Consider the following 22,426-nt stretch of genomic DNA (forward strand, 5'->3'; position numbering starts at 1 on the left):
GAGGTGCTCGGCGAGGTGGGTGCGTCGCTGGCGACCGGGGGCGAGGTGTCGCTCTCCGGCCTCGCGATGGCGGGCACGTCGGGTGCGCGCGGCGCGGCGGTCTCCGGCGTGACGGACGGGCTCAACACGGATCTGGCGGCCAAGCTCGACGGCTTGACGGATAGGCCGGCGGTGACGGGCGGCGGGGATCCGTATGCGGATCTGACGTCGATCGCTGAACCGGCGGGGTCGCCGGCGGCGACTTTTGAGGCAGCGCTGTCGCCTTCGGGGGGCGTTGTCTCCGCTGCTGCCGCCTCGGATGGTGGTGCGGGGCCGGGGGACGGGTCGCCCGTTGCTCCGGACCTGGCGTCTCGTGTGGAACCTGCCGCTCCGGCCGCATCACCGGGCCTGCTTTCCGCTGATTCGGGGCCGGGCGACCTGACGCCTCGGGCTGCGACGGGAGCGGACGTGACGCCCGCCGGTGCCGATCCGGCACCACGTGGGGAATCCGTGTCGGCTGTTTCCGCCGGCGGGCCGCTTCTGACTGTGGCTACTGACGGGCCGGTGCTGACCGCGGGCTCGGTCGAGGGCGTCGGGACCGCCCCTGATCTCGGATCGAGCGGCGCGCCCGCTGACTCGGTGGGGCGTGCGGAGGCTGCCGCGGTTGCTTCCGGCGGCGTGGAGACGGCTCGTGCCGACGTCGAGGCCGCGTCGGATTCGGCTCCGCGCGCGGAGCCTGCCGTGGCCACCTCAGCCGGCGGCTCGGTGCCGGCACCGGGGACGGATGCTCCGCCCGGGGGCTCTCCGCCCGGAGCCTTTCCGCTCGGAGGCTCTCCGACTGGAGGCTTTCCGGTGGTGGCGGAATCGGCTCCGCGTGCGGATTTCCGGCCGTCGATCGGAGGCAGCGAGGCGGCCGCGTCGGCGGTCCCGGCCGCCTCGTGGGCAGACAACGGGTCCGGAGCGGAGCCGGGGGTGCCGTCAGCGCAGCCGGGGGTGTCGTCGGGCACCGGACTGGCTTCAGCGATCGGCGGCGCGGCAAGCGATGCGTCACGTTCCCACGCGGACAGCCCGGTCGTCTCCGGCGACCGCGACGGTGACGCGGACTCGGACGCACGACCGTCGCCGGCCGGTGCGCCCTCGGATTCCGCCGCGATGTCACCCCTCGCCGGAGCGGCCGGGGCGATGGGCCGATCGCTCGGTACGGCCGGACCGCTCGTGAGCGGCGCCGGTGCCAGCCTCGCCATGACCATGTCCGACGCCGCAGCAGCCTCGGAAGCCGTCGGTGGCTGGACCGACGGCTCCGCCCGGCCGCCCGCCGCCGTGCCCGGCGACACCGCCGTGCCCGCTCCCGTGGCAGGTCAGGCGGCACCGCCTGGGTCGAGTTCGCCCACGGCGGCGCCGGTTCCGCCGGTCGCCGCGGCCGGTCCGTCCGGGATCGCCGGTGGTTCGCCCGGATCTGCCGGCGGCCTGTCCGGGTCCGGTGGCGGCCTGTCCGGGTCTGCTTTCGGTCCGTCCGAGGCGGCGTGGGGGTCAGCGGGACCGGCTTCCGGACAGGTTCCGCCGGTGTCTGCCGCCAGCACGTCCGGCACGCTCGCGGGTGGCCTCGGCCCGGCGCTGGCAGGCGACGTCGAGTCCGCACAGAGGTCCGTCGACGGCTGGCAGGACGGCCCGCGCCGAACGCCAGGAAGCGAAAGCCCTGCCCCGCCGATGGCGGCACCCGACCCGGGCGACGGTGCTGGACGGCCTTCCACCGGGCGGCCGGCCACCGGGCTGCTCGCCGGTGGGAGCGGTATCGGCTCGGGTGACGTGCTCGGCTCGCGGACCGCCGTTGGGGACAGCACAGACGAGGCCGACCGGCCCACGGCTGCCGGACCCGACCGGACCGTGTCCGCACCCGGCCCGATCGCCGGTGGCAGCGCCGCCGGACTCACGCTGCCGACGGGCGGAGACACGCCTCTACCGGCGGCAGGCGTGGAGCCGGCCGCGTCGGCGACGGCAGGTGCTGAGACACCCGCGTCGGTGGCGGCAGGCGGTGAAACTCCCGCGTCGGTGGCGGCAGGCGGTGAAACTCCCGCGTCGGTGGCGGCAGGCGGTGAAACACCTGGGTCGGCGGCGATGGGCCGTGCGGCCGTGCCGAGCATGCTGGCCGGAGACGCCGCGCCCGCGCCTGCCCAGGAGGCCGGTCCGGAACTCGCCTCGGCCCCGGCGGCACCGATCCCCACCTCGGAATCCAGCGGGAACGCTTCCAGCGGAGCCGGTGGCGTCTTCATCGCGCCCCCGATGGGCGGAGTCGGGATGGGCGGTGGAGCGCGCGGATCGTCCAGGAGCGGCGGTACCGGCGGAAAACCCACGGACCAGGGCTTCCGCCCCGCCCAGAACCCGATCACGCAGCCAGGGGTGCCGTCACCCGGCGTCCTCGGTTCGGCGTCGTTCGGCATCGAGGAGCCGGTGCTGCCGCCGCGCCCCGCACCGGGCGCGAACGCCGCGGGAAGCACCCCAGCAGGCGCGCGTCCCGCCACACCGCCCGGCAGCACGCCGGCGAGCACCGGCACGGCACCCATCGCCACGGCACCCGGCGGACGCGTGCCGACCGTCCCACGCACAGCACCCGGAGGGCGGACACCCCCTTCGCAGCAGCCGACCACGCCGGGTGTGATCGGAGCCGGCGCAGCGCTCGGCGAGCATGCGCCGCCAGCGCAGCAGCCCGTCGTGTCCGGCTCGATCGGATCCGGCACCGTGCCCGGCGGGCAGACACCACCGTCACAGCGCCCGGTTACACCCGGCCTGATCGGCCCCAACGAGTTCGGCATGCCGACGACGGACTTCCCGGTCGTCGCTTCCGAAAGCCGCAGTGCCCCCACCAGCACAGACCCGGCAGAAATTCCGGCCAGGCAAGACGCGGATACGTCGGCGCCCGGTGGCACGGATCTTGCAGAAACCTCTGCCCAGCAAGATGCGGTCATGCCGGCGGCCGGCGCCGGCGACGTGGACCCTGCGGAAGACGCGGTGCGACAGGACCCAGGCACGTCGGTGCCTGGCGCTGGCGGCACGGGCCAGGCAGAAAGCCCGGCCCGGCAGGCCGCGGACACTCCGACGCCCGCTGGCACGGATCAGGCGGGAAACGCGGCCCGGCAGGACACGGGTTTGCCATCGCCCAGCGCCACGAACCCGGCCGGGCCCGGCATGGACGGGTTGCCCAGCATCACCCGCACCGATCCGGCGGGAACCCCGCCCCGGACCGCCGAAGCGCGACCGGAGCCGACCGGCACACCGGACGTGACGCCTGCCGGCGGCGTGGTCGGCAGCGAATCGTCCATGTCGGATGACCCGCCGGAGCCGCGGACCGTCGCCGGCGCGGGCACCGCGAGCCTCGGCGACCCGGGCGGGCCGGTCCTCAACGCGGGAACGCGCCCTGATCGCGTACCCGATGAGGATCTTCTGGATCGGCGGGCACCCGGGGCGAATCGGGAATTCCGGTTCGCGGAGGTGGAGTTCCGGCGGCGGTGTGAGCAGGTGCGGCCGTGGCAGGAGTCGGCGGCGCAGGCGCGGCACAGCGCGGAGCTGGCGAGGCAGCGCGGCGGCGACTGGGCGGCGGAGGCGGCGCGGCAGGATGCGCGGTCCGCCCGGTTCGATGCGGCGGCAGAAGCGGCACCGGCGGGCAGGAGCGCGCCCGCGACGCATGACCTGGACGCCGGCGAGCGGGCCCTCGCGAACCGGGACGTCGGGCTGCTGGCGGACGGGCCGGTCGACACCGGCGTGCTGTCCGTGGCCACCGGCGGTGGCGAGCCGGCGCCGGTGGAGGCGTCGCGGCCCTACGGGCGGCCGGGAGGGCTGCGTCCGCCGCTGGCCACGCATCAGCGTGACCTGGAACGGGCGCTGCCGCGCGGGCCGGGCGGCGACTTCGTGCGGCACGCGGATCCGCGCGGCGCGGGCTGGTTCGGCCTGCAGAACGACGGCGGCCCGGCGGCCGATCCGACACGCGGGCTGAACTGTGTGGACTCCGTGCTCTCGTTCTACGAGACCTGGGCGCACGGCCGGCCGCGGGTGGCCGCGCCGAGGACGTTCGACGGATACGCGGGCGGCGATCCCGCGCGCCCGACCGGCGGGGAGTCCGGCGGCGTGGCGCGGGCCGAGGCGCTGACCGGCGGCCGGTTCCAGGCGCTGGCCACGGGCCCGGAGGGCGTGGACCACGCCTATGTGACGATCGAGGACCGGCTGCTGGACGCCGGGCCGGGCGCCATGGCCATGATCGTGCACGGCTGGGAGGCCGGCGGCGCGCACGCGTCCGTCGCGGTCAACCAGGACGGCACCATCGTCTACCTCGACCCGCAGACCGGCGAGTACGCGGACACCGGCCCGCTCTACCACGACGGCGTGACGACACTGGACGCGCTGCTGCTGCACGCGGACACCACGCCGCACCCGATCCCGGGCCACCCGCCGGGCACGTGGAGCACGGACGCGCCCGCCCCGACCGGAATCTCCCCCGACGAGGCCCTTCGGGAAACCCGCCTTGCGGCGCAAAGAGCCTTCGTGGGTACGCCGGAAGCCGCCCTCGCCACGGCCCCCGACCTCGATGCCGCGCTGGCCGCCGGCCTCACCCCGGCCCAGCTCGCCGCGAACCTGACCCCGGCCACGCTGTCCCGCCTGGCCCCGGCACTGTCCGCGGCCGAGGTGCGTGAGGTGTCCACGCTGCTGTCCAGCCCCGACGTGCAGACCGCGCTGTCCTCGGCCTGGGACTCACCGGAACCCGGACGCCCACTGGTCGCGGAACACCTGGTAGGCCAGCTGATCGCCCACCCCGACCTGGTCCGCGTCATCCAGTCCTCATCCGAACTTCGCCACAGCCTCCTGTCCCGCCCCCTGACCCTCCACAACCTCGCCACACACCAGCAGGCAATCGACGTGGTCGCCGAGGTCCTGGCCGAGGTCGAGGAGCGGTCCGCAGCGGGCCTGCCACCACAGCCGGTCGAGGGGCCGCCGCCGTTCGCGCTTACCGATGATCAGGCAGAGATCAGCACGTCTCTTGCCACACGAACTGATCAAGCCCATCAGCCGGATTTCGATATGCGGCGCAGCCGGGACAGAGTTTATCTAGACAATTATGTCGATATGCTTTATGTCCGATCGGTGGAGGCTCAAGCAGAACTCAATCGGGTGGCGGGCGAAATCGCGGATCGATCCGGGGGAGAGCTGCATTCTCGCCCGAAGCCGAAGAGCCGGCAGCGCGTGATGGACAAGATCGCCGAATATGTCAATGACGCCTCGCTGCTGACCGATCTTGCGGGCGCTTACATTGAGTTCGAGTCGCTTGGTGATGCCTACCGGGCGCTGCGGATGATCGACGAGGATCCGTCTCTACGCGTGGTGGAGTTCGACGACCGAATCAAGAGCCCGGCCAAGAGCGGTTATCGGGATCTGCGGACAAACGTTCGCTTGGCCGATGGTCATATCGCCGAGTTGCGAATCCATCTGAAGGCTGTGGACGATGTCGCGGTGTGGGAGCATTCGCTTTTCGAGGTGCGTCGTGATCTGGCGAGCCTGGCCAAGGAGGCGGGCCGCGGCATGACGTTGAGGGAACAAGCGATACATGATGGCCTGATGAGAGCTCAGCAGCGATATTTCTGGGAGGCGCTGCAATCTGCGAGGGGGATTGATGGCTGAAATGTATAACCCGCCTGGCCTGACGCTTCCCTACTATTTCCTGTACTACAAATTTCCCGGGAAAATGGTCGCCACGTCTGGAGGTGGTGCCGAGATCTGGCGATTTTCCGGTGAAACAGGCGGGTGGGAACCGCGAAACGACATCGCGGATGACATCCTGCATGGCACGACGCAGGAGGTCAGCGTATTGACCCCGGAGGAATTCGTGCAGCGGACCGAGCGCGCCCGCGGTCGGTACCTGCAGGGCGAGGGGCCGGTCTACGCCCTCTACGACACCATCCGCGCCCTCGAAGAGACCGCCGACGCCGAGAACCGTCGCCTCACCGACCGCGAGCGTCTCCTCGTCGAGGGTCTCCGCCGCCGCACCTACGTCATGTTCGAGACCGTTCTGCAGCAGCAGGGCGACCCCGCCGCCGATCCGACCCTCGCCGCCTAACGACCCACCGACGCGAACGCCCCCTCCAGGATCCTCATCCCGCGCTCCAGCGTCTCCGCCGGCATGACCAGCGGGGGCAGGAAGCGGAGCACGTTCCCGTACGTCCCGCAGGTCAGCGTCAGTAGCCCGCCCCGATGGCAGGCCGCGGACACGGCCGCGGTCGTCGCCGGGTCCGGGGTCAGTTCGCCGCCCGGCACCACGATCTCGACCGCGAGCATCGCGCCCCGGCCGCGTACCTCCGCGATTCTGGGGTCCTGCTCCGCGATGGCCCGCAGTCGCGGCACCATGGCCGCCTCGATCGCGACGGCCGCGTCCGCGAGCGACAGTTCACGCATGGTCTCGATGCCGGCCAGCGCTGCCGCGCACGCGATCGGATTGCCGCCGTAGGTGCCGCCCAGCCCGCCGACGTGCACCGCGTCCATGATCGCGGCCCGCCCGGTGACGCCGGCCAGCGGCAGCCCGCCGCCCAGGCCTTTCGCGGTGGTGATCAGATCGGGTTCGACACCCTCGAACGTCGACGCGAACCAGTCGCCGGTGCGGCAGAACCCGGTCTGGATCTCGTCCGCGATGAGGACCGCGCCGGCGCCCGTGGCCCAGGCGTGCAGGCCGGAGACGAAGCCCGGCGCGGGCACGACGAAGCCGCCCTCGCCCTGGATCGGCTCGATGAGCACGGCGGCCACGTTGGCGGCGCCGACCTGCTTCTCGATCAGGTCGATGGCGCGGGCGGCCGCGGCGGGGCCGTCGAGTGTGTCGCGGAGCGGGTACGACATGGGCACCCGGTAGATCTCCCCGGCGAACGGGCCGAACCGGTGCTTGTACGGCATGTTCTTCGCGGTCAGCGCCATGGTCAGGTTGGTGCGCCCGTGGTAGGCGTGCTCGAACACCACGATCGCGGGCCGCCCGGTCGCATGGCGCGCGATCTTGACGGCGTTCTCCACCGCCTCCGCGCCGGAGTTGAACAGCGCGGACCGCTTCTCGAACGTGCCCGGCGTCAGCGCGTTGAGCTGCTCGCACACGTCGATGTAGACCTCGTACGGCGCGACCATGAAGCAGGTGTGCGTGAACCGCTCCACCTGCGCGCGCACGGCCTCGACCACGCGCGGCGCCGAGTTGCCCACGTTGGTGACCGCGATCCCGGCCGCGAAGTCGATCCACTCCCGCCCGTCGACGTCGGTCAGCGTGCCGCCGGAGGCGTGCGAGACGTAGGAGTCGATGACGCTGCTGACACCGGGGGCGACGGCCGCGCGACGCCGGTCATGAAGCGACTTGGACGACATTCACACCTCGATGTTGTGCATGACGTGCTTGACCCGGGTGTAGTCCTCCAGCGAATACAGCGAGAGATCCTTGCCGTGCCCGCTGTGCTTGAACCCGCCGTGCGGCATCTCGGAGACGAACGGGATGTGCGTGTTGACCCAGACGCACCCGAAGTCGAGCCGCCGCGTCATCCGCATGGCCCGGCCGTGGTCCCGTGTCCAGACCGAGGCCGCGAGCCCGTAGTCGACACCGTTCGCCCAGCGCACCGCCTCGTCCTCGCCGGAGAAGCGCTGCACGGTGATGACCGGCCCGAACACCTCGTCCTGGATCAGCTCGTCGTCCTGCCGCACGCCGGAGATCACGGTGGGGGAGTAGAAGTAGCCGCGGTCGCCGACCCGGGTGCCGCCGGTCTCGACCGACGCGTGATCCGGCACGCGGGCGAGGAAGCCGGAGACCCGGTCCAGCTGCGAGGCGTTGTTGAGCGGCCCGTAGGCCACATCAGGATCGTCGGGCAGGCCGGTGCGCGTGTTCCGCGCCTCGGCGGTGAGCGCGGCCACCAGGTCCGCGTAGATGCCGGGGCCGGCGAGCACCCGGGTCGCGGCCGTGCAGTCCTGCCCGGCGTTGAAGTAGCCGCCGCCGGCGATCGCGGCGGCCGCGGCCTCCACATCGGCGTCGTCGAAGAGCACGACCGGGGCCTTGCCGCCCAGCTCCAGGTGGGTGCGTTTGAGGTCGGGCGCGGCGGCCCGGGCGACCTCGCGGCCGGCCCGGGTGGAGCCGGTGATCGAGACGAACTGCGGCGTGCGGTGGGCGACGAGCGCGCGGCCGGTGTCCCGGTCGCCGGCGACCACGTTGAACACGCCGGGCGGCAGGAACTCGGCCGCGATCTCGGCGAGCAGCAGCGTGGAGACCGGCGTGGTGTCGGACGGCTTGAGGACCACGGTGTTGCCGGCCGCGAGCGCGGGCGCGATCTTCCAGATGGCCATCATCAGCGGATAGTTCCACGGGGTGACCTGGGCGCAGACGCCGATGGGCTCGCGCCGCACATAGGACTCGTGGCCGGCCAGGTAGGTGCCGGCGGACTTGCCCTCCAGCATGCGGGCCGCGCCGGCGAAGAAGCGCAGCTGGTCGACGGAGGGCGGCAACTCCTCGTCCGTGGTCAGCTGCCGGGGCTTGCCGGTGTTGCGGACCTCCGCGTCGACCAGCTCGGCCGCGCGGGACTCGACCGCATCCGCGATCTTGAGCAGTGCGCGCTGCCGCTCGGCCGGCGTGGTGTCGCGCCACGTCTCGAACGCGGTGGCGGCGGCGCGCATGGCCGCGTCCACATCGTGCTCACCGGAGACCGGCGCCTGCGCGAAGACCTCGCCGTTCGTCGGGTCGATCAGGTCGGAGTAACGACCGTCGGCCGGGTCGGTGAACGCGCCGTTGATGAAGTTGCGGAGCACCAGCTTGTCGGTCATGTCATCTCCGTTGAAAGCCGTTCCCGTCATCCTCGCGACGGAACCCGCGGCGAGCAACCGTTCCGGCCCGATCGGTCACGCGGACTACGCTGAAACCATAGGGAGAGGATCCGCGCCATGGACATGACCCCGTTCTACCTCGCAGGACGCCCCGTGCACGGCGAAGTCGAGGTGATCGTGCGGCATCCGTACGACGGCGCCGCGGTCGGCCGCACCACGTTCGCCACGCCCGCGCAGGTCGAGGCCGCGATCGTCGCGGCCACCCGGGCCCCGCAGAGCCTTCCCGCCCACCGGCGGGCAGCCGCGCTGGACCACGTCTCGAAGCGCCTCCAGGAGAGGAACGACGAGGTCGCCCGCCTGATCACAGCGGAGAACGGCAAGCCGCTGAAGTGGGCGCGCGCCGAGGCGGCCCGCGCGGTCTCCGTGTTCCGCTGGGCCGCGGAGGAGGCACGCCGTTTCGCCGGCGACCTGCAGCGCCTGGACACCGACCCGGCCGGCGATGGCCGGATGGCGCTGGTCACGCGCGTGCCGAAGGGCCCGGTGCTGGGCATCTCCCCGTTCAACTTCCCGCTGAACCTGGTGGCGCACAAGATCGCGCCCGCGATCGCGGCCGGCGCGCCGATCGTGCTGAAGCCGGCCCCGGCCACGCCGCTGTCCGCGCTGCTGCTGGGCGAGCTGCTGGCCGAGACGGACCTGCCGGAGGGCATGTTCTCCGTGCTGCCGCTGCCGAACGACCGCACGGCCGAGCTGGTGAAGGACCCGCGGTTGCCGGTGGTGTCGTTCACCGGTTCCGGCCCGGTCGGCGGCCTGATCCAGGACTCGGTGCCGCGCAAGCACGTGACGCTGGAGCTGGGCGGCAACGCCGCGGTGGTGATCTGTGCGGACTGGTCCGCGGACGACGACCTCGCCCACGCGGCGAAGCGGATCGCGGTCTTCTCCAACTACCAGGCCGGGCAGAGCTGCATCGCGGTCCAGCGGGTGTACGTGCACGACGCCGTCCACGACCGGTTCGCCGCGCAGCTCGTCGAGGAGGTGCGCGCGCTGGTGACCGGCGACCCGTCCGACGAGGCGACCGACGTCGGCCCGCTGATCACCGAGGACGCGGCACAGCGGGTCGAGGCGTGGGTGGACGAGGCGGTCGCGGCCGGCGCGCGGGTGCTGGCCGGCGGGAAGCGCGACGGCACGTCGTACCCCCCGACGATCTTGATGAATGTGCCGGCCGGGGCGAAGGTGCTGGCCGAGGAGGTGTTCGGCCCGGTCCTGGTGGTGCAGCGGGTGGCGGACGACGCGGCCGCGTTCGAGGCCGTCAACGACTCCGCCTACGGCCTGCAGGCCGGCGTGTTCACGCACGACGTGCGGACCGCGTTCGCCGCGCACCGGACGCTGCGGGTCGGCGGCGTGATCGTCGGCGACGTGCCGTCCTACCGCGCCGACCAGATGCCCTACGGCGGCACCAAGGGCAGCGGCGTCGGCCGCGAGGGCCTGCGCTCCGCCATGGACGATTACACCGAACCACGCGTGCTCGTGCTCACCGGCATCGCGCTCTGAAATCAAGATCAAGATCAAGATCCGGCGACGGTACGGGGAGCGCCCGGCCCGCCCCGGCCGGGAGGAACGACGTTGGCAACCTGGCCCACCACGGTCGCCGAGGCCGAAGCGGAGCAGGACCGCCTCCGCACGCTGGTCGACCTGACCGACGTCGCGGCGCCGCCGCGGACCGTGGCCGGCCTGGACGTGGCCTACGGGGACGGCGACGAACGCCTGTTCGCGGCCGTGGTGGTGCTGGACGCGGCTACGCTCGCGCCGGTCGACGAGGCGGTGGCGACCGGCCGCCCCGCGTTCCCCTACGTGCCGGGCCTGTTCGCGTTCCGGGAGATCCCGGCGCTGCTGGACGCGCTGGAGCGGTTGACCGTGCGCCCTGACCTGCTGGTCTGTGACGGTCACGGCCTGACGCACCCGCGCCGGTTCGGCCTGGCCTGCCACCTCGGCGTGCTCACCGGCCTGCCGGCGCTGGGCGTGGGTAAGACCCATCTCACCGGCGAGTGGTCGATGCCGGGCGAGCGGCGCGGCGATGCGACCCCGATCACCCTCGATGGGGTGACGGTCGGCACCGTGTTGCGGACGCAGGATCGGGTCAAGCCGGTGTTCGTCTCGCCGGGCCATCGCATGTCCGTCGATGGCGCGGCCGCGCAGGTCCTGGCGCTGGCCCCGCGCTACCGGCTGCCCGAGACGACCCGCGCGGCCGACCATGCCTGCCGCGCCGCGCTCGCGGGACGTACCCGCTGAAATGGTGTTAAAAGAATTTGGATATCGCCCGAACGACGGCTTCGGGATTGTCGCGCGATCGATGTAGCCTCCGAACCATGCTTGTACGGCGATGGGTGGCGCGTGCCCTGGTGGCGGTGACGGCCGGCGTGATCGGTGCCGTCACGCTCGGTGTGGCGCCCGCCTACGCGGACGAGGTCAACCTCAGCGCGCCCGGCACGTTCACCGCGGGCAGCGGCCCGCAGAACGTGGACCTGCGCATGCGCCGTGAGGACGACGGCTGCATCCGGGCCCGTGCCCAGCTGCGCATCCGCGCCGACGATCTCGCGCCGGACCAGGTGGCGGTCGGCGTCAGCTCCGGCGGCCGCGTGGTCCAGGTGCAGCTGCAGGCGCAGGGCGACGGCGACTACGTCACCCAGCTGGTGCAGCCGTCCGAGGCGGAGATGTGCCGGCAGCGCAACCGCCAGCAGACCGTGCAGTTCAAGGTCGCGTTCGGGCCGAATGCGCCGAACGGCGACGTCCAGTTCATCGGCTTCATGTTCGACGACAACGACAACCGGCTCGCGCAGGAGGACGACACCTCGCGCATCCGCGGCGGCGTGACCGCCAGCCCGACGCCGAGCCGCACGCCGTCGAAGAGCCCGTCGCCCAGCCCCACGCCCGAGGAGGAGGAGACCGAGGAGGTCGTGGCCGAGACCACGTTCGCCTCGCTGCCTCCGGACCCGACCGGCCCGGTGTCGCTGAAGTCCGGCGGCGGTTTCGCCGGTCTCGGTGTCCCGATCGCGATCGGCGTGGTCATGGTCGGCGTCGGCGTGGCACTGATCGTGCTGCTGGTCCGCCGCAACCGTGCCGACCCCGGGGGCCCGCTCCCGGCCGGCGGCGGCTTCAGCGGTCCGCCCCCGACCGGCGGTGGCGGCGGCAGCCTCTACCGTCCGGCCCCCGGCGGCTGGAGCGGCGCGGCCTCGGCCACCCAGATGCTCCCCGCGCGGCCGCCCGGGGACGATCCGCCTACGCAGCGTTACCCCGGCGCACCCTCCGGGCCGAACGCGAACCGGGCGCCGCGCCCGCCGATGGACCCGACCAGCCGGTTGCCGAGAGTGACGGAGTAGTGCCACCGCGCCGTCCGCTTGTCACCCGCACGTGGCCTGCCTGCAGCTTGCCGGTCACCCGCCTCGTCACGTCCGGTGAACACGACTCCTATACGCTTCCCCGGTCGGCTACACAGGCGTAGGGCGAGGCGTGAGGAGCGTTGAGTTGGCTGAGCTGTCGCGGATCGTGAAGGCGTACGACGTGCGAGGCACGGTCCCGGATCAGTTCGACACCGCGGCGGCGTGCGCGCTGGGACAGGCGTTCGTCGAGACGCTGCGTGCCCGGGGCGACGACGCCGACCGGATCGTGATCGCGCATGACATGCGCGAGTCCGGCCCGGCGCTGGCGGAGTCGTTCGCGGCCGGTGCGATCGCGGCCGGTGCCGAGGTGGTGCACGCGGGCCTCGGGTCGACCGACCTTCTCTACTACGCGTCCGGTGTGCTCGGGCTGCCCGGTGCGATGTTCACCGCCAGCCACAACCCGGCGCAGTACAACGGCATCAAGATGTGCAAGGCGGGCGCGAAGCCGATCGGCCAGGACACCGGCCTGTCGCAGATCCGCGACCGGGCGCAGCAGCTGCTCGACGAGGGCCTGACGCCGGTCGGCGAGGTCTCCGTGGAGCGCCGTGACCTGCTCACCGACTACGCGAAGCACCTGCGCTCGCTGGTCGACCTGTCCGGCATCCGGCCGCTCAAGGTCGTGGTGGACGCGGGCAACGGCATGGGCGGCCACACCGTCCCGGCCGTGCTGGGCGACACCGTGCTGGCCGGTCTGCCGCTTTCGATCGTGCCGCTCTACTTCGAGCTGGACGGCTCGTTCCCGAACCACGAGGCGAACCCGCTGGAGCCGGCGAACCTGGTGGACCTGCAGGCCGCCGTGGTCGCGCACGGTGCGGACATCGGCCTGGCGTTCGACGGCGACGCGGACCGCTGCTTCGTGATCGACGAGAAGGGCGAGCCGGTCTCGCCGTCCGCGATCACCGGGCTGGTCGCGGTGCGTGAGCTGGCCAAGCACCCCGGCGGCATCATCATCCACAACCTGATCACGTCGAACGCGGTGCCGGAGATCGTCACCGAGCACGGCGGCAAGCCGGTCCGGACGCGGGTGGGCCACTCGTTCATCAAGGCGGAGATGGCGAAGACCGACGCCGTCTTCGGTGGAGAGCACTCCGCCCACTACTACTTCCGCGACTTCTGGGGCGCGGATACGGGCATGCTGGCCGCGATGCACGTGCTGGCCGCGCTGGGCGAGCAGGACCGCCCGCTCTCCGAGCTCGGCGTCGCCTACGAGCGGTACGTCGCGTCCGGTGAGATCAACTCCACTGTCTCGGATGCGGCGGCCAAGACCGCCGAGGTCCGGGCGGCCTACTCGGGCAACCCGACGGACGAGCTGGACGGTCTGACCATCACGTTCGAGGACGGTGCCTGGATCAACCTGCGCCCGTCCAACACGGAGCCGCTGCTGCGGCTCAACGTGGAGGCGCCGACCGCGGATCGCATGGCACAGCTGCGCGACGACGTTCTGGCGATCGTTCGCGGTTAGCATTCTTGGGTCGCGGGGAAGATTCCCGCAGGACCCTGGAAAGGAGCCGTTCGTGGCCCTCGACCCGCAGCTGCTGGAGATCCTCGCCTGTCCGGACACGCACCACGCGCCGCTCGACCATGATGCGGCCGCGGGCACGCTCACCTGCACCGAGTGCGGGCGCGAGTTCCGGATCGAGGACGACATCCCGGTGCTGCTGCTCGAGGAGGCACGGACGGCTCCCGTCGTCCCGGGTCCGCACGACACGGACCAGGAGGATGACCTCTGATGGGCAACCCGGTGGACGGCACGGCGGGCATTCAGGGCCGGCGCGTCGTCGACGAGAGCATCCTCGACGACGAGAGACTGATGGCCGCGCAGGACCCCGGCGGGATGCTGCGGGCCACCGCGTCCGCGGGCGCGCAGGTGCGCGAGTCCGCGCAACTGGCCGCGGAGGCGAACCTGGCCGACCTGGCCGACGAGGGCCGCCCGCGCGCGGTCGTCATCGCCGGCGCCGGCACCGCGGTCCTGACCGCGGACATCCTCCGCACCGTCGCAGGGCCCCGCTGCCCCGCGCCGGTGATGGCGCACCGCAGTCCGGGCGTGCCCGGCTGGGTCGGTGCGGCAGACGTCGTGATCGCTGTCTCCGCGTCCGGCCGGAGCCCGGAGGCGCTCGCCGCCGCCGAGGCCGCGGCCCGTCGTGGCGCCCGGCTGGTCGCGATCGGCGCGCCCGACTCCCGGCTGCAGTCCGTGGCCGAGTCGGCCCGCGCCACGTTCATCGGCGTGCCGCGGCGTGCCCCGGCCCGCGCCAGCCTGTGGTCGCTGGCCGTGCCGGTGCTGCTGGCCGCGCGCCACCTCGACCTGGTCAAGATCAACGAGGCGGACCTGGCCGAGACCGCCACCCGGCTGGACTCGGACGCGGACCGCAGCCGCCCCGGCCTGGAGTCGTTCGTGAACCCGGCGAAGTCGCTGGCGCTCGGCCTGGCCGGGTCCGTGCCGATCGTCTGGGGCTCGTCGCCGCTGGCCACGGTCGCGGCCCGGCGCTTCGCGGACACGCTCTCCGCCAACGCGCGGTACCCCGTGGTCTCCGGCGCGCTCGGCGAGGCCGGCCGCGGCCGTGTCGGACTGCTCGACGGCGTCTTCGGCGGCCTGGTCGAGTCCGCCCGCGACATCTTCGCGGACCCGGACGACGATGACGCCGCCACCCGCCTGCGGATCGTGCTGCTGCGCGACGGCGGCCTCAACCCCGAGGAGGCGAACGACGAGCCGGTCGCGGTCGAGGAGCGCCGGGCGGACGCGGTGCAGACGCTGGCCGAGCGCCGCGGCGTGCGCTGCGACGTGGTGACCGCGGAGGGCGGCTCCGCGCTGGAGCGGCTGGCGTCGCTGATCGCGGTGCCCGACTTCGCGTCGATCTACCTGGCGCTCGCGCACGGGCTCGACCCGATGGCGGTGCCGGCGATCTCCGAGATGAAGGAGCTGTCCAACCCCATCCGCACCGAAGGGATCGGCTGACCTATGAGTGCCGGCGGGGGCAGTAGGGCGATCATCGCGGCGCTTGCGGCCAACCTGGGGATCGCGGCGACCAAGTTCGTCGCGTTCCTGCTCACCCAGTCGTCGTCGATGCTGGCGGAGTCGATCCACTCCGTCGCCGACTCCGGCAACCAGGCGCTGCTGCTGCTCGGCGGGCGCCGGGCGAAGCGGGCCGCGACCCCGGACCATCCGTTCGGGTACGGCCGTGAGCGCTACATCTACGCGTTCATCGTGTCGATCGTGCTGTTCTCCGTCGGCGGTCTGTTCGCGCTCTACGAGGCGTATCACAAGTGGCACGAGGCGCACCTGGACCCGAACCACGGCGCCATCACGTCGTGGCACTGGGTTCCGGTCGCGGTGCTGGTGGCCGCGCTCGCCATGGAGGGCTTCTCGTTCCGCACCGCGATCCAGGAGTCCAACCACACCCGGGGCACGGCGTCGTGGAAGCAGTTCATCCGCCGCGCCAAGGCGCCGGAGCTGCCGGTCGTACTGCTGGAGGACTTCGGCGCGCTGATCGGCCTGGCGCTCGCGCTGGTCGGCGTGGGCCTGACGCTGATCACCGGCAACGGCCTGTGGGACGCGCTCGGCACCGGCGCGATCGGCCTGCTGCTGGTCTCGATCGCGGCGATCCTGGCCGTCGAGACCAAGAGCCTGCTGCTCGGCGAGGGCGCGTCCCGCCAGGACCAGGCCGCGATCGAGAAGGCGCTGCTGGACGGCGACGCGGTGCAGCAGATCATCCACATGCGCACGCTGCACCTCGGCCCGGAGGAGCTGCTGGTCGCGGCCAAGTTCGCGGTCCGCGCGGACGAGACCGCGGCCGACGTGGCCCGGCACATCAACGAGGCCGAGGCGCGGATCCGGGCCGCCGTGCCGATCGCCCGCGTCATCTATCTTGAGCCGGACGTCTACAGCGCCGAGGCGGCGGCCGTGCCGAAGCCCGGGTTCGACGGCACCCAGCTCGCCTCCGAGATCCAGACCGGGAACTGAACCTTATGAAGCCTCTGATGAGCGTCATCCGCCCCTACGCCTGGGGCTCGCACTCCGCCATCGCCGAGATCCAGGGCCGTCCCGCGCCCGCGGCCGGGCCGGAGGCGGAGCTGTGGATCGGCGCGCACCCGGCCGACCCGTCGCGGGTGGCCGGGACCGGCCTGGACGAGCTGCTGGCCGCGGAGCCGGACCGGCTGCTCGGCCCGGCCGTGGCGGAGAAGTTCGGCGCCCGCCTGCCGTACCTGATGAAGATCCTCGCCGCTGAGCAGCCGCTGTCGCTGCAGGCGCACCCGACGCTCGCGCACGCGCGGGCCCGGTTCGCCGAGGGCCACGGCGGCTACGTCGACGCGAACCACAAGCCGGAGCTGCTGGTCGCGCTCACGCCGTTCGACGCGCTGTGCGGCTTCGCCGACCCGGCCGTCTCGGCGGACACGATCGAGTCGCTCGGCATCGCGGAGCTGGCGCCGGTGGTGGCGAGCCTGCGGACCGGTCCCGAGGGCCTGCGGGACGCGGTACGCACGCTGCTGACCTGGCCGGCCGAGGAGCGGGCCGGGCTGGTCAAGGCCGCGGTGGCCGCGGGCACGGCGCCGCTGGTGGCGGACCTGGCCCGGTTCTACCCGGAGGACACCGGCGTGCTGGTCGCGCTGCTGCTCAACCACGTGCGGCTGGAGCCCGGCCAGGCGATCTGGATGCCGGCCGGGAACCTGCACGCGTACCTGCGCGGCACCGGCATCGAGATCATGGCCGCCAGTGACAACGTGCTGCGCGGCGGCATGACGCCGAAGCACGTGGACGTGGACGAGCTGCTGGGCGTGCTGCGCTTCGAGGTGCTGCACGAGCCGCTGCACGAGGAGACCGCGATCGCCCAGGGCGTGCGCGCCTGGCCGGTCCCGGTGCCGGACTTCCTGCTGCACCAGGTGACGCCGGGCGACCGGACGGTCGTGCTGGACGTGCCGGGCCCGCGCATCGTGCTGGCCGTGGGCGGCTCCGTGCGGGTGGACGACGGGCAGGCCGTGGTGGAGATCGCACCGGGCACGGCCGCGTTCGCGGGCGCGGACGCGGGGCCGCTGCGCATCTCCGGCCCCGGCGAGGCGTTCGTCGCTGCCGTGGGCTAGCTCTCACGAACACTGTCTCAGGCGCCACTCGTACCGCGGGTGGCGCCTGTTTCATGCCGCCTCCACCCCGTTTCGCCATTTGCAACTCCGTACCAATGACGATTTTTATGGATTTTGCTTGACAGTTTGGTTGCTGAGTGTGAGTCTATAACTACGCAAGGTCACGGGGTGGCCACGCGGAGAAGCCAAACCGGGGGGATGCACGGGGCGGTCGGGGCTAAGGCCACCGACCGCCCCGTGCGCATGTGCGTACGGTGACCAACGACCTCCGCCATCCGCCGGGTGCGCCGTGACCAGCGCGATTCCTCGCCCACGACCGGTGACGCGTAAGGTGGTGGGTCGGTCATCGGTGACGTATCGACAGGAGCTTTCATGACCAGCACCCTTCCCGCCCGGCCCCAGACAGTCGCTGAGGGCGACTACAAGGTGGCCGACCTGTCGCTGGCCGCCTTCGGCCGCAAGGAGATCCAGCTCGCCGAGCACGAGATGCCCGGCCTGATGTCGATCCGGCGCGAGTTCGCTGCCACGCAGCCGCTGCGTGGCGCGCGGGTGACCGGCTCGCTGCACATGACGATCCAGACCGCCGTGCTGATCGAGACGCTGACCGCGCTCGGCGCCGACGTCCGCTGGGCGTCCTGCAACATCTTCTCGACCCAGGACCACGCGGCCGCCGCGATCGTGGTCGGCCCCGAGGGCACCCCCGAGGCGCCCTCCGGCGTGCCGGTCTACGCCTGGAAGGGCGAGACGCTCGACGAGTACTGGTGGTGCACCGAGCAGATCCTGGTCTGGCCGGACGGCCAGGGGCCGAACATGATCCTGGACGACGGCGGCGACGCCACGCTCCTGGTGCACAAGGGCGCCGAGTTCGAGAAGCTGGGCGCGGTCCCGGCCGTCGACACCGCCGACTCCGAGGAGTACGCGGTCATCCTCAAGACGCTGCACAAGACGCTCGCCGAGGACAACCAGCGCTGGACGAAGATCGCGGCCGGCATCAAGGGCGTCACCGAGGAGACCACCACCGGCGTGCACCGCCTCTACGAGATGCAGCGCGACGGCAAGCTGCTCTTCCCGGCGATCAACGTCAACGACTCGGTCACCAAGAGCAAGTTCGACAACAAGTACGGCTGCCGCCACTCGCTGATCGACGGCATCAACCGCGCCACCGACGTGCTGATCGGCGGCAAGGTGGCCGTGGTCTTCGGCTACGGCGACGTCGGCAAGGGCTGTGCGGAGTCGCTGCGCGGCCAGGGCGCCCGGGTCATCGTGACCGAGGTCGACCCGATCTGCGCTCTGCAGGCCGCGATGGACGGCTACCAGGTCGCCACGATCGAGGACGTCGTCGCGACCGCGGACATCTTCATCACCGCGACCGGCTGCTTCAACGTCATCACCGCCGACCACATGGCGCAGATGAAGCACAACGCGATCGTGGGCAACATCGGCCACTTCGACAACGAGATCGACATGGCCGGCCTCTACAAGCGGTCCGGCGTCGAGCGGATCAACATCAAGCCGCAGGTCGACGAGTTCAAGTTCGAGGACGGGCACTCGATCATCGTGCTGTCCGAGGGCCGCCTGCTGAACCTCGGCAACGCCACCGGCCACCCGTCGTTCGTCATGTCGAACTCGTTCGCGAACCAGACGATCGCGCAGATCGAGCTGTTCACGAAGCTCGACGAGTACCCGATCGGCGTCTACGTGCTGCCGAAGCACCTGGACGAGAAGGTCGCCCGGCTGCACCTGGCCGCGCTCGGCGTCAAGCTGACCGAGCTGACCAAGGAGCAGGCGTCGTACCTGAACGTGCCGGTCGAGGGCCCGTTCAAGCCGGACCACTACCGGTACTGACCCGAAACAGATCAGGGGCGCCCAGCCACGGTGGGGCGCCCCTGATCTGTGTGACCGCGCCCGTTTCAGGTCGCGGCGGTGTTCATACGTGTCTCATCGCGCGTCAGGAGGGGCGGACCCGGCGTTTGCCGCCGCCGGACCTACCCCTCCTGCGCGTCGAGCCCGGTTCGCTCCGGTCTGACTTAGTGCTCATTAGGCCACTTGCAGTCTCAGGATGCAAGTGCAGCTCGATGCACCTTTTTGCATCCGACACCGCCGTGGCCTGCACTGTCCTAATCGGATCTTGCAGTACCGTAGTGCCGATGGCCGTAAAGTCCAGCCCGACAACCCTACGACGGCAACTCGGAGCGGAGCTACGACGCCTCCGCGACGCCTCCGGACGCACCGTGGCCGACGTGGCCCGTTCGCTGGGCTGGTCCGAGAGCAAGCTCAGCCGCATCGAGACCGCGCACACCGGCATCCGCAACCGCGACCTCGACCTGCTCCTCGACACCTACTCCGTCCCGGACGACGACCGGCGCCGCATCCAGGCGGTCGCGGTCCAGTCCCGCCAGCGTGCCTGGTGGGAGGGGTATCGCGACGTGCTCCCGGACGCTTACGAGATGCTCATCGGCTTCGAGTCCGAGGCGGAGAGCCTTCAGTGCTATGAGGGCCTGGTGGTCCCGGGGCTGTTGCAGACTGATGAGTACGCCCGTGCCGTCTTCGAGAGCGACGGCCACCGGCACGACGGCCGCGCGCTGGGCGTCAGCGAAATAGACCAGAAGGTCGCCGTGCGCATGGCTCGGCAGTCGCTGTTGACCCGCCAGCCGCCGTTGGACTTCGTGGCGATCCTGGACGAGGGCGTGTTGCATCGGCAAGTGGGTGGTCCGGGCGTACTGCGTCGACAGCTGATCAGATTGGCCGAAACGTCCGAACGGGCGAACGTGACGATCCAGGTGTTGCCGTTCTCCGCGGGTGCGCATCCAGCGTTAGCCGGAGCTTTTGCGATCTTGCGTTTCTCCGGTGGGCAAAGCCCGTTAGTGCACTGTGAAGTTCGCACCGGCGGAATCTTCCAGACCCGAGCCGAAGAGGTCGAGGGATACGCGGCGAGCTTCGATGAACTTCGCGCGATAGCGCTGTCGCCGGAGAAATCCATAGATTTCCTGCATACGGCCTCGCGCGAAGCCGGAAATAGATAGGTGGATGAGAGAGAAGGTGGTGGCGCGGATGACTCCCGCGTCGCGTGGTCGTGCTCTGGCCTGGCGCAAGAGCACCAGAAGCGCCTCGAACGGAAATTGTGTCGAGGTCGCGGATTGTGATTCCACCGTTTATGTTCGCGACTCCAAGGATCCGCAGGGCCCTGCCCTGGCCTTCGGTCGGGGCGCCTGGAACGGTCTGCTCGCCCTGACACGGAACCCCCCGGTTCGCGACTGAGGTAGTCCGGCTGTACCGGGCCGACGCTGCATGCGTCGGCCCGCCCAGCTGCCTTACCGGTTCGAGGAGACTCCGAACTCCGCGTCCATCAGATCGACCACCGGATGCCTGCCGGGCGGGTAGGTGGTCTGCCAGTTGGTGCGAGTGCTCGCCCAGTACTCCGGCATCCAGTCCCCTGCAGCCATCGCATGCAGATGCAGCCCGATTTCATCCAACTCAGCCGTGCCGCTGTCGTACAGCATGATCATGTAGTTCAGCACGAGGTTGGCGTAGACGGACAGCTTCGGGCTCTGGCTGTCTGCGATGGGGATCTTGCCCCAGGTGCGTAGGAGATCCGGATCGTCGATCGCCATAACGAGTAGTTCTCGTTGCTGCTCGCGGATCGACATGCGCCGGTTGTCGGCGATCTGCTGCTGTTGAAGCCGCAGGCTCAGGGCGACCCCAAGCACCGCCAACGCGGCCAGGATTGCCGAGATCGCCCCGTATGACTGGCCGATGAGGCTCAGTTGATTCCAGTCGGTGTTGCCGCTCGCGATGAATCCGAGCGCGAGGGGTGAGAGAAAAATCAGGACGATGGCGGCGAGGGCTCCGGCTGCCAAGGTGCTGATGCCGGTGACGTTCGCAGCCCGCCTTGCGACGGTGGGCGGGGTACGACGAGCGCGCATGAGGCTCCTTCCGGGGTCTCCCACGGTAGCCGCATAGTGCTATGTCGATTGTTCGATTCAGGTCTCCTCCTGCGGGGTGGAGCCGCGCAGGGTGCTGGCCATGGGCGGGGGTGTCATGCCGGTCCAGTCCGGGGTCTGGCCGGTCTGCCAGGGCGGGCGGGGCCAGGCCTGGCTCGGCCACTCGGCGAGCGCGGCGACCTCGGACGGGACGGCGGGCTGGGGGCGGAAGCCGGGGAGCGGGAGGCTGGGCCAGAGTGCGGCGGAGACGGAGCGGTTGCGGGCCAGGCGGTGGGTGGCGCGGCGGTGGCGTTCGGCGAGGACGGCGGCGAGGTAGGCCCAGTCGGGGACGCCCGGCGGTGGCGGCGGTGCGGTGACGGACGCGACCTCGCCGGCGAGTGCGTGGCCGAGGCGGCTGCGGTCCGGCTCGACGAGGGCGCTGCCTCGGGACAGGAAGTGGCGGACCGCGAGCGCCAGGTCGTCGCCGAGGCCGGTGAGGTCGAGCGTGCCCGCCCAGCCGGCCAGTGCGGGTGGCATGCCGGGGACCCAGCCCCAGCTGGTCGCGGCGCGGTCGTGGATGACCATGGTGCCGGCCGCGAGGTCGCCGAGGCGCTTGCCGAGCGGGTTGGTGAGCATGGTGAACAGGCCGGCGATCCAGGTGACCAGCGGCAGCACCAGGCCGGGCCACTCCAGCGCCACGCCGACCAGCGCGCGGGTGAACGCGTGCCGCAGCTGGATCGGGCCGCCGTCGTCGCGGACCACGCGCAGGCCGACGACGGTCTTGCCGACGGTGCGGCCGCCGGAGAACGTCTCGGCGACCGTGGGGTAGCCGACCAGGACCAGCACGGTGCCGATGACGATCATCGCGCTGGTGACGGCGTCGTCCAGCAGGTCGAACGCGCCGGTGATCAGCAGCATCATCATGGTCACGAACGTCAGCGTCACGGCCAGGCAGAACTGGACCATGATGTCGACCGCGAGCGCGAGCACACGGGAGCCCGGCCGGGCCACCCGGATCTCGACCTCGACCGCCTCACCGGAGACCAGCCCGCTGGAGACCGACCCGCCGGGGACCAGGCCCCCCGAGATCAGGCCCCCCGAGATCGGGCCCCCGGAGGCGAGGCCGTCGCCGGAGACCGGACTTGCTTTGCCGTCCGCCACGCGCACAGTGAAACACTATGCCGGATGGCTGCGGGCAGGGGGATT

At 71.6% G+C, this 22,426-nt stretch carries 17 protein-coding genes; 13 read left to right on the forward strand and 4 right to left on the reverse strand.

Annotation, left to right across the window (positions count from 1 at the left end):
• Positions 1-3 precede the first annotated feature (3 nt).
• Both OP04_RS56435 and OP04_RS12260 read left to right on the forward strand, forming a co-directional pair.
• A complete protein-coding gene (locus OP04_RS56435; protein ID WP_157239721.1) occupies positions 4-5,643 on the forward strand; it encodes a toxin glutamine deamidase domain-containing protein in 5,640 nt (1,879 codons plus the stop codon).
• Positions 5,636-6,079 (forward strand): hypothetical protein, encoded by a 444-nt coding sequence (locus OP04_RS12260; protein ID WP_232323559.1) that lies wholly within the window; start codon positions 5,636-5,638, stop codon positions 6,077-6,079. The genes OP04_RS56435 and OP04_RS12260 overlap by 8 nt, the downstream gene beginning before the upstream one ends.
• Here OP04_RS12260 and gabT read toward each other — a convergent pair.
• Positions 6,076-7,356 carry a 4-aminobutyrate--2-oxoglutarate transaminase gene (gene gabT, locus OP04_RS12265; protein WP_033339679.1) on the reverse strand — a complete coding sequence of 427 codons (1,281 nt, stop codon included), beginning with the start codon at positions 7,354-7,356 and terminating at the stop codon, positions 6,076-6,078. The genes OP04_RS12260 and gabT overlap by 4 nt on opposite strands.
• Entirely contained in the window at positions 7,357-8,793 is a 1,437-nt protein-coding gene (locus tag OP04_RS12270) for a gamma-aminobutyraldehyde dehydrogenase (RefSeq protein ID WP_033339680.1), read from the reverse strand.
• Positions 8,794-8,910: 117 nt separating this feature from the next.
• Here OP04_RS12270 and OP04_RS12275 point away from each other — a divergent pair, with 117 nt between their 5' ends.
• The 11 genes from OP04_RS12275 to OP04_RS51640 all read left to right on the forward strand — a co-directional run bounded on the left by OP04_RS12275 (position 8,911) and on the right by OP04_RS51640 (position 20,558).
• Positions 8,911-10,341: an aldehyde dehydrogenase family protein gene (locus OP04_RS12275; RefSeq protein WP_033339681.1), complete on the forward strand. Its 1,431-nt coding sequence runs from the start codon at positions 8,911-8,913 to the stop codon at positions 10,339-10,341.
• Positions 10,342-10,413: 72 nt separating this feature from the next.
• Positions 10,414-11,079, forward strand: coding sequence for a deoxyribonuclease V (gene nfi / locus OP04_RS12280; protein ID WP_033339682.1), 666 nt, complete (start codon positions 10,414-10,416; stop codon positions 11,077-11,079).
• Positions 11,080-11,156: 77 nt separating this feature from the next.
• On the forward strand, positions 11,157-12,167 hold the full coding sequence (locus OP04_RS12285) for a hypothetical protein (protein WP_157239723.1): 1,011 nt from the start codon (positions 11,157-11,159) through the stop codon (positions 12,165-12,167).
• 145 nt (positions 12,168-12,312) lie between these two features.
• Entirely contained in the window at positions 12,313-13,689 is a 1,377-nt protein-coding gene (locus tag OP04_RS12290) for a phosphomannomutase/phosphoglucomutase (RefSeq protein WP_033339684.1), read from the forward strand.
• A 52-nt stretch (positions 13,690-13,741) separates the two neighbouring features.
• A complete protein-coding gene (locus OP04_RS12295) occupies positions 13,742-13,957 on the forward strand; it encodes a Trm112 family protein (RefSeq protein WP_051797650.1) in 216 nt (71 codons plus the stop codon).
• Positions 13,957-15,180 (forward strand): SIS domain-containing protein, encoded by a 1,224-nt coding sequence (locus tag OP04_RS12300; RefSeq protein ID WP_033339685.1) that lies wholly within the window; start codon positions 13,957-13,959, stop codon positions 15,178-15,180. Before OP04_RS12295 ends, OP04_RS12300 begins: the two co-directional genes overlap by 1 nt.
• Positions 15,181-15,183: 3 nt before the next feature.
• Positions 15,184-16,185, forward strand: coding sequence for a cation diffusion facilitator family transporter (locus tag OP04_RS12305; protein WP_033339686.1), 1,002 nt, complete (start codon positions 15,184-15,186; stop codon positions 16,183-16,185).
• A gap of 5 nt (positions 16,186-16,190) precedes the next feature.
• A complete protein-coding gene (manA, locus tag OP04_RS12310) occupies positions 16,191-17,300 on the forward strand; it encodes a mannose-6-phosphate isomerase, class I (RefSeq protein WP_033339687.1) in 1,110 nt (369 codons plus the stop codon).
• Positions 17,301-17,672: 372 nt separating this feature from the next.
• Positions 17,673-19,145, forward strand: a complete 1,473-nt coding sequence (gene ahcY, locus OP04_RS12315; RefSeq protein WP_033339688.1) for an adenosylhomocysteinase — start codon at positions 17,673-17,675, stop codon at positions 19,143-19,145.
• Between the two features lie 302 nt (positions 19,146-19,447).
• Positions 19,448-20,323 (forward strand): helix-turn-helix domain-containing protein, encoded by an 876-nt coding sequence (locus OP04_RS12320; RefSeq protein WP_033339689.1) that lies wholly within the window; start codon positions 19,448-19,450, stop codon positions 20,321-20,323.
• A gap of 28 nt (positions 20,324-20,351) precedes the next feature.
• Complete coding sequence (locus OP04_RS51640) at positions 20,352-20,558, forward strand: DUF397 domain-containing protein (RefSeq protein ID WP_085066417.1); 207 nt, start codon at positions 20,352-20,354, stop codon at positions 20,556-20,558.
• A gap of 53 nt (positions 20,559-20,611) precedes the next feature.
• Here the strand turns inward: OP04_RS51640 and OP04_RS49570 are convergent, their stop codons facing one another.
• A complete protein-coding gene (locus tag OP04_RS49570) occupies positions 20,612-21,223 on the reverse strand; it encodes a DUF6082 family protein (RefSeq protein WP_051797653.1) in 612 nt (203 codons plus the stop codon).
• A 57-nt stretch (positions 21,224-21,280) separates the two neighbouring features.
• Positions 21,281-22,387: an RDD family protein gene (locus tag OP04_RS12330; protein WP_051797655.1), complete on the reverse strand. Its 1,107-nt coding sequence runs from the start codon at positions 22,385-22,387 to the stop codon at positions 21,281-21,283.
• Between the last annotated feature and the right edge of the window lie 39 nt (positions 22,388-22,426).

This window comes from Catenuloplanes japonicus, from assembly GCF_000717135.1.
GTDB lineage: Bacteria > Actinomycetota > Actinomycetes > Mycobacteriales > Micromonosporaceae > Catenuloplanes > Catenuloplanes japonicus.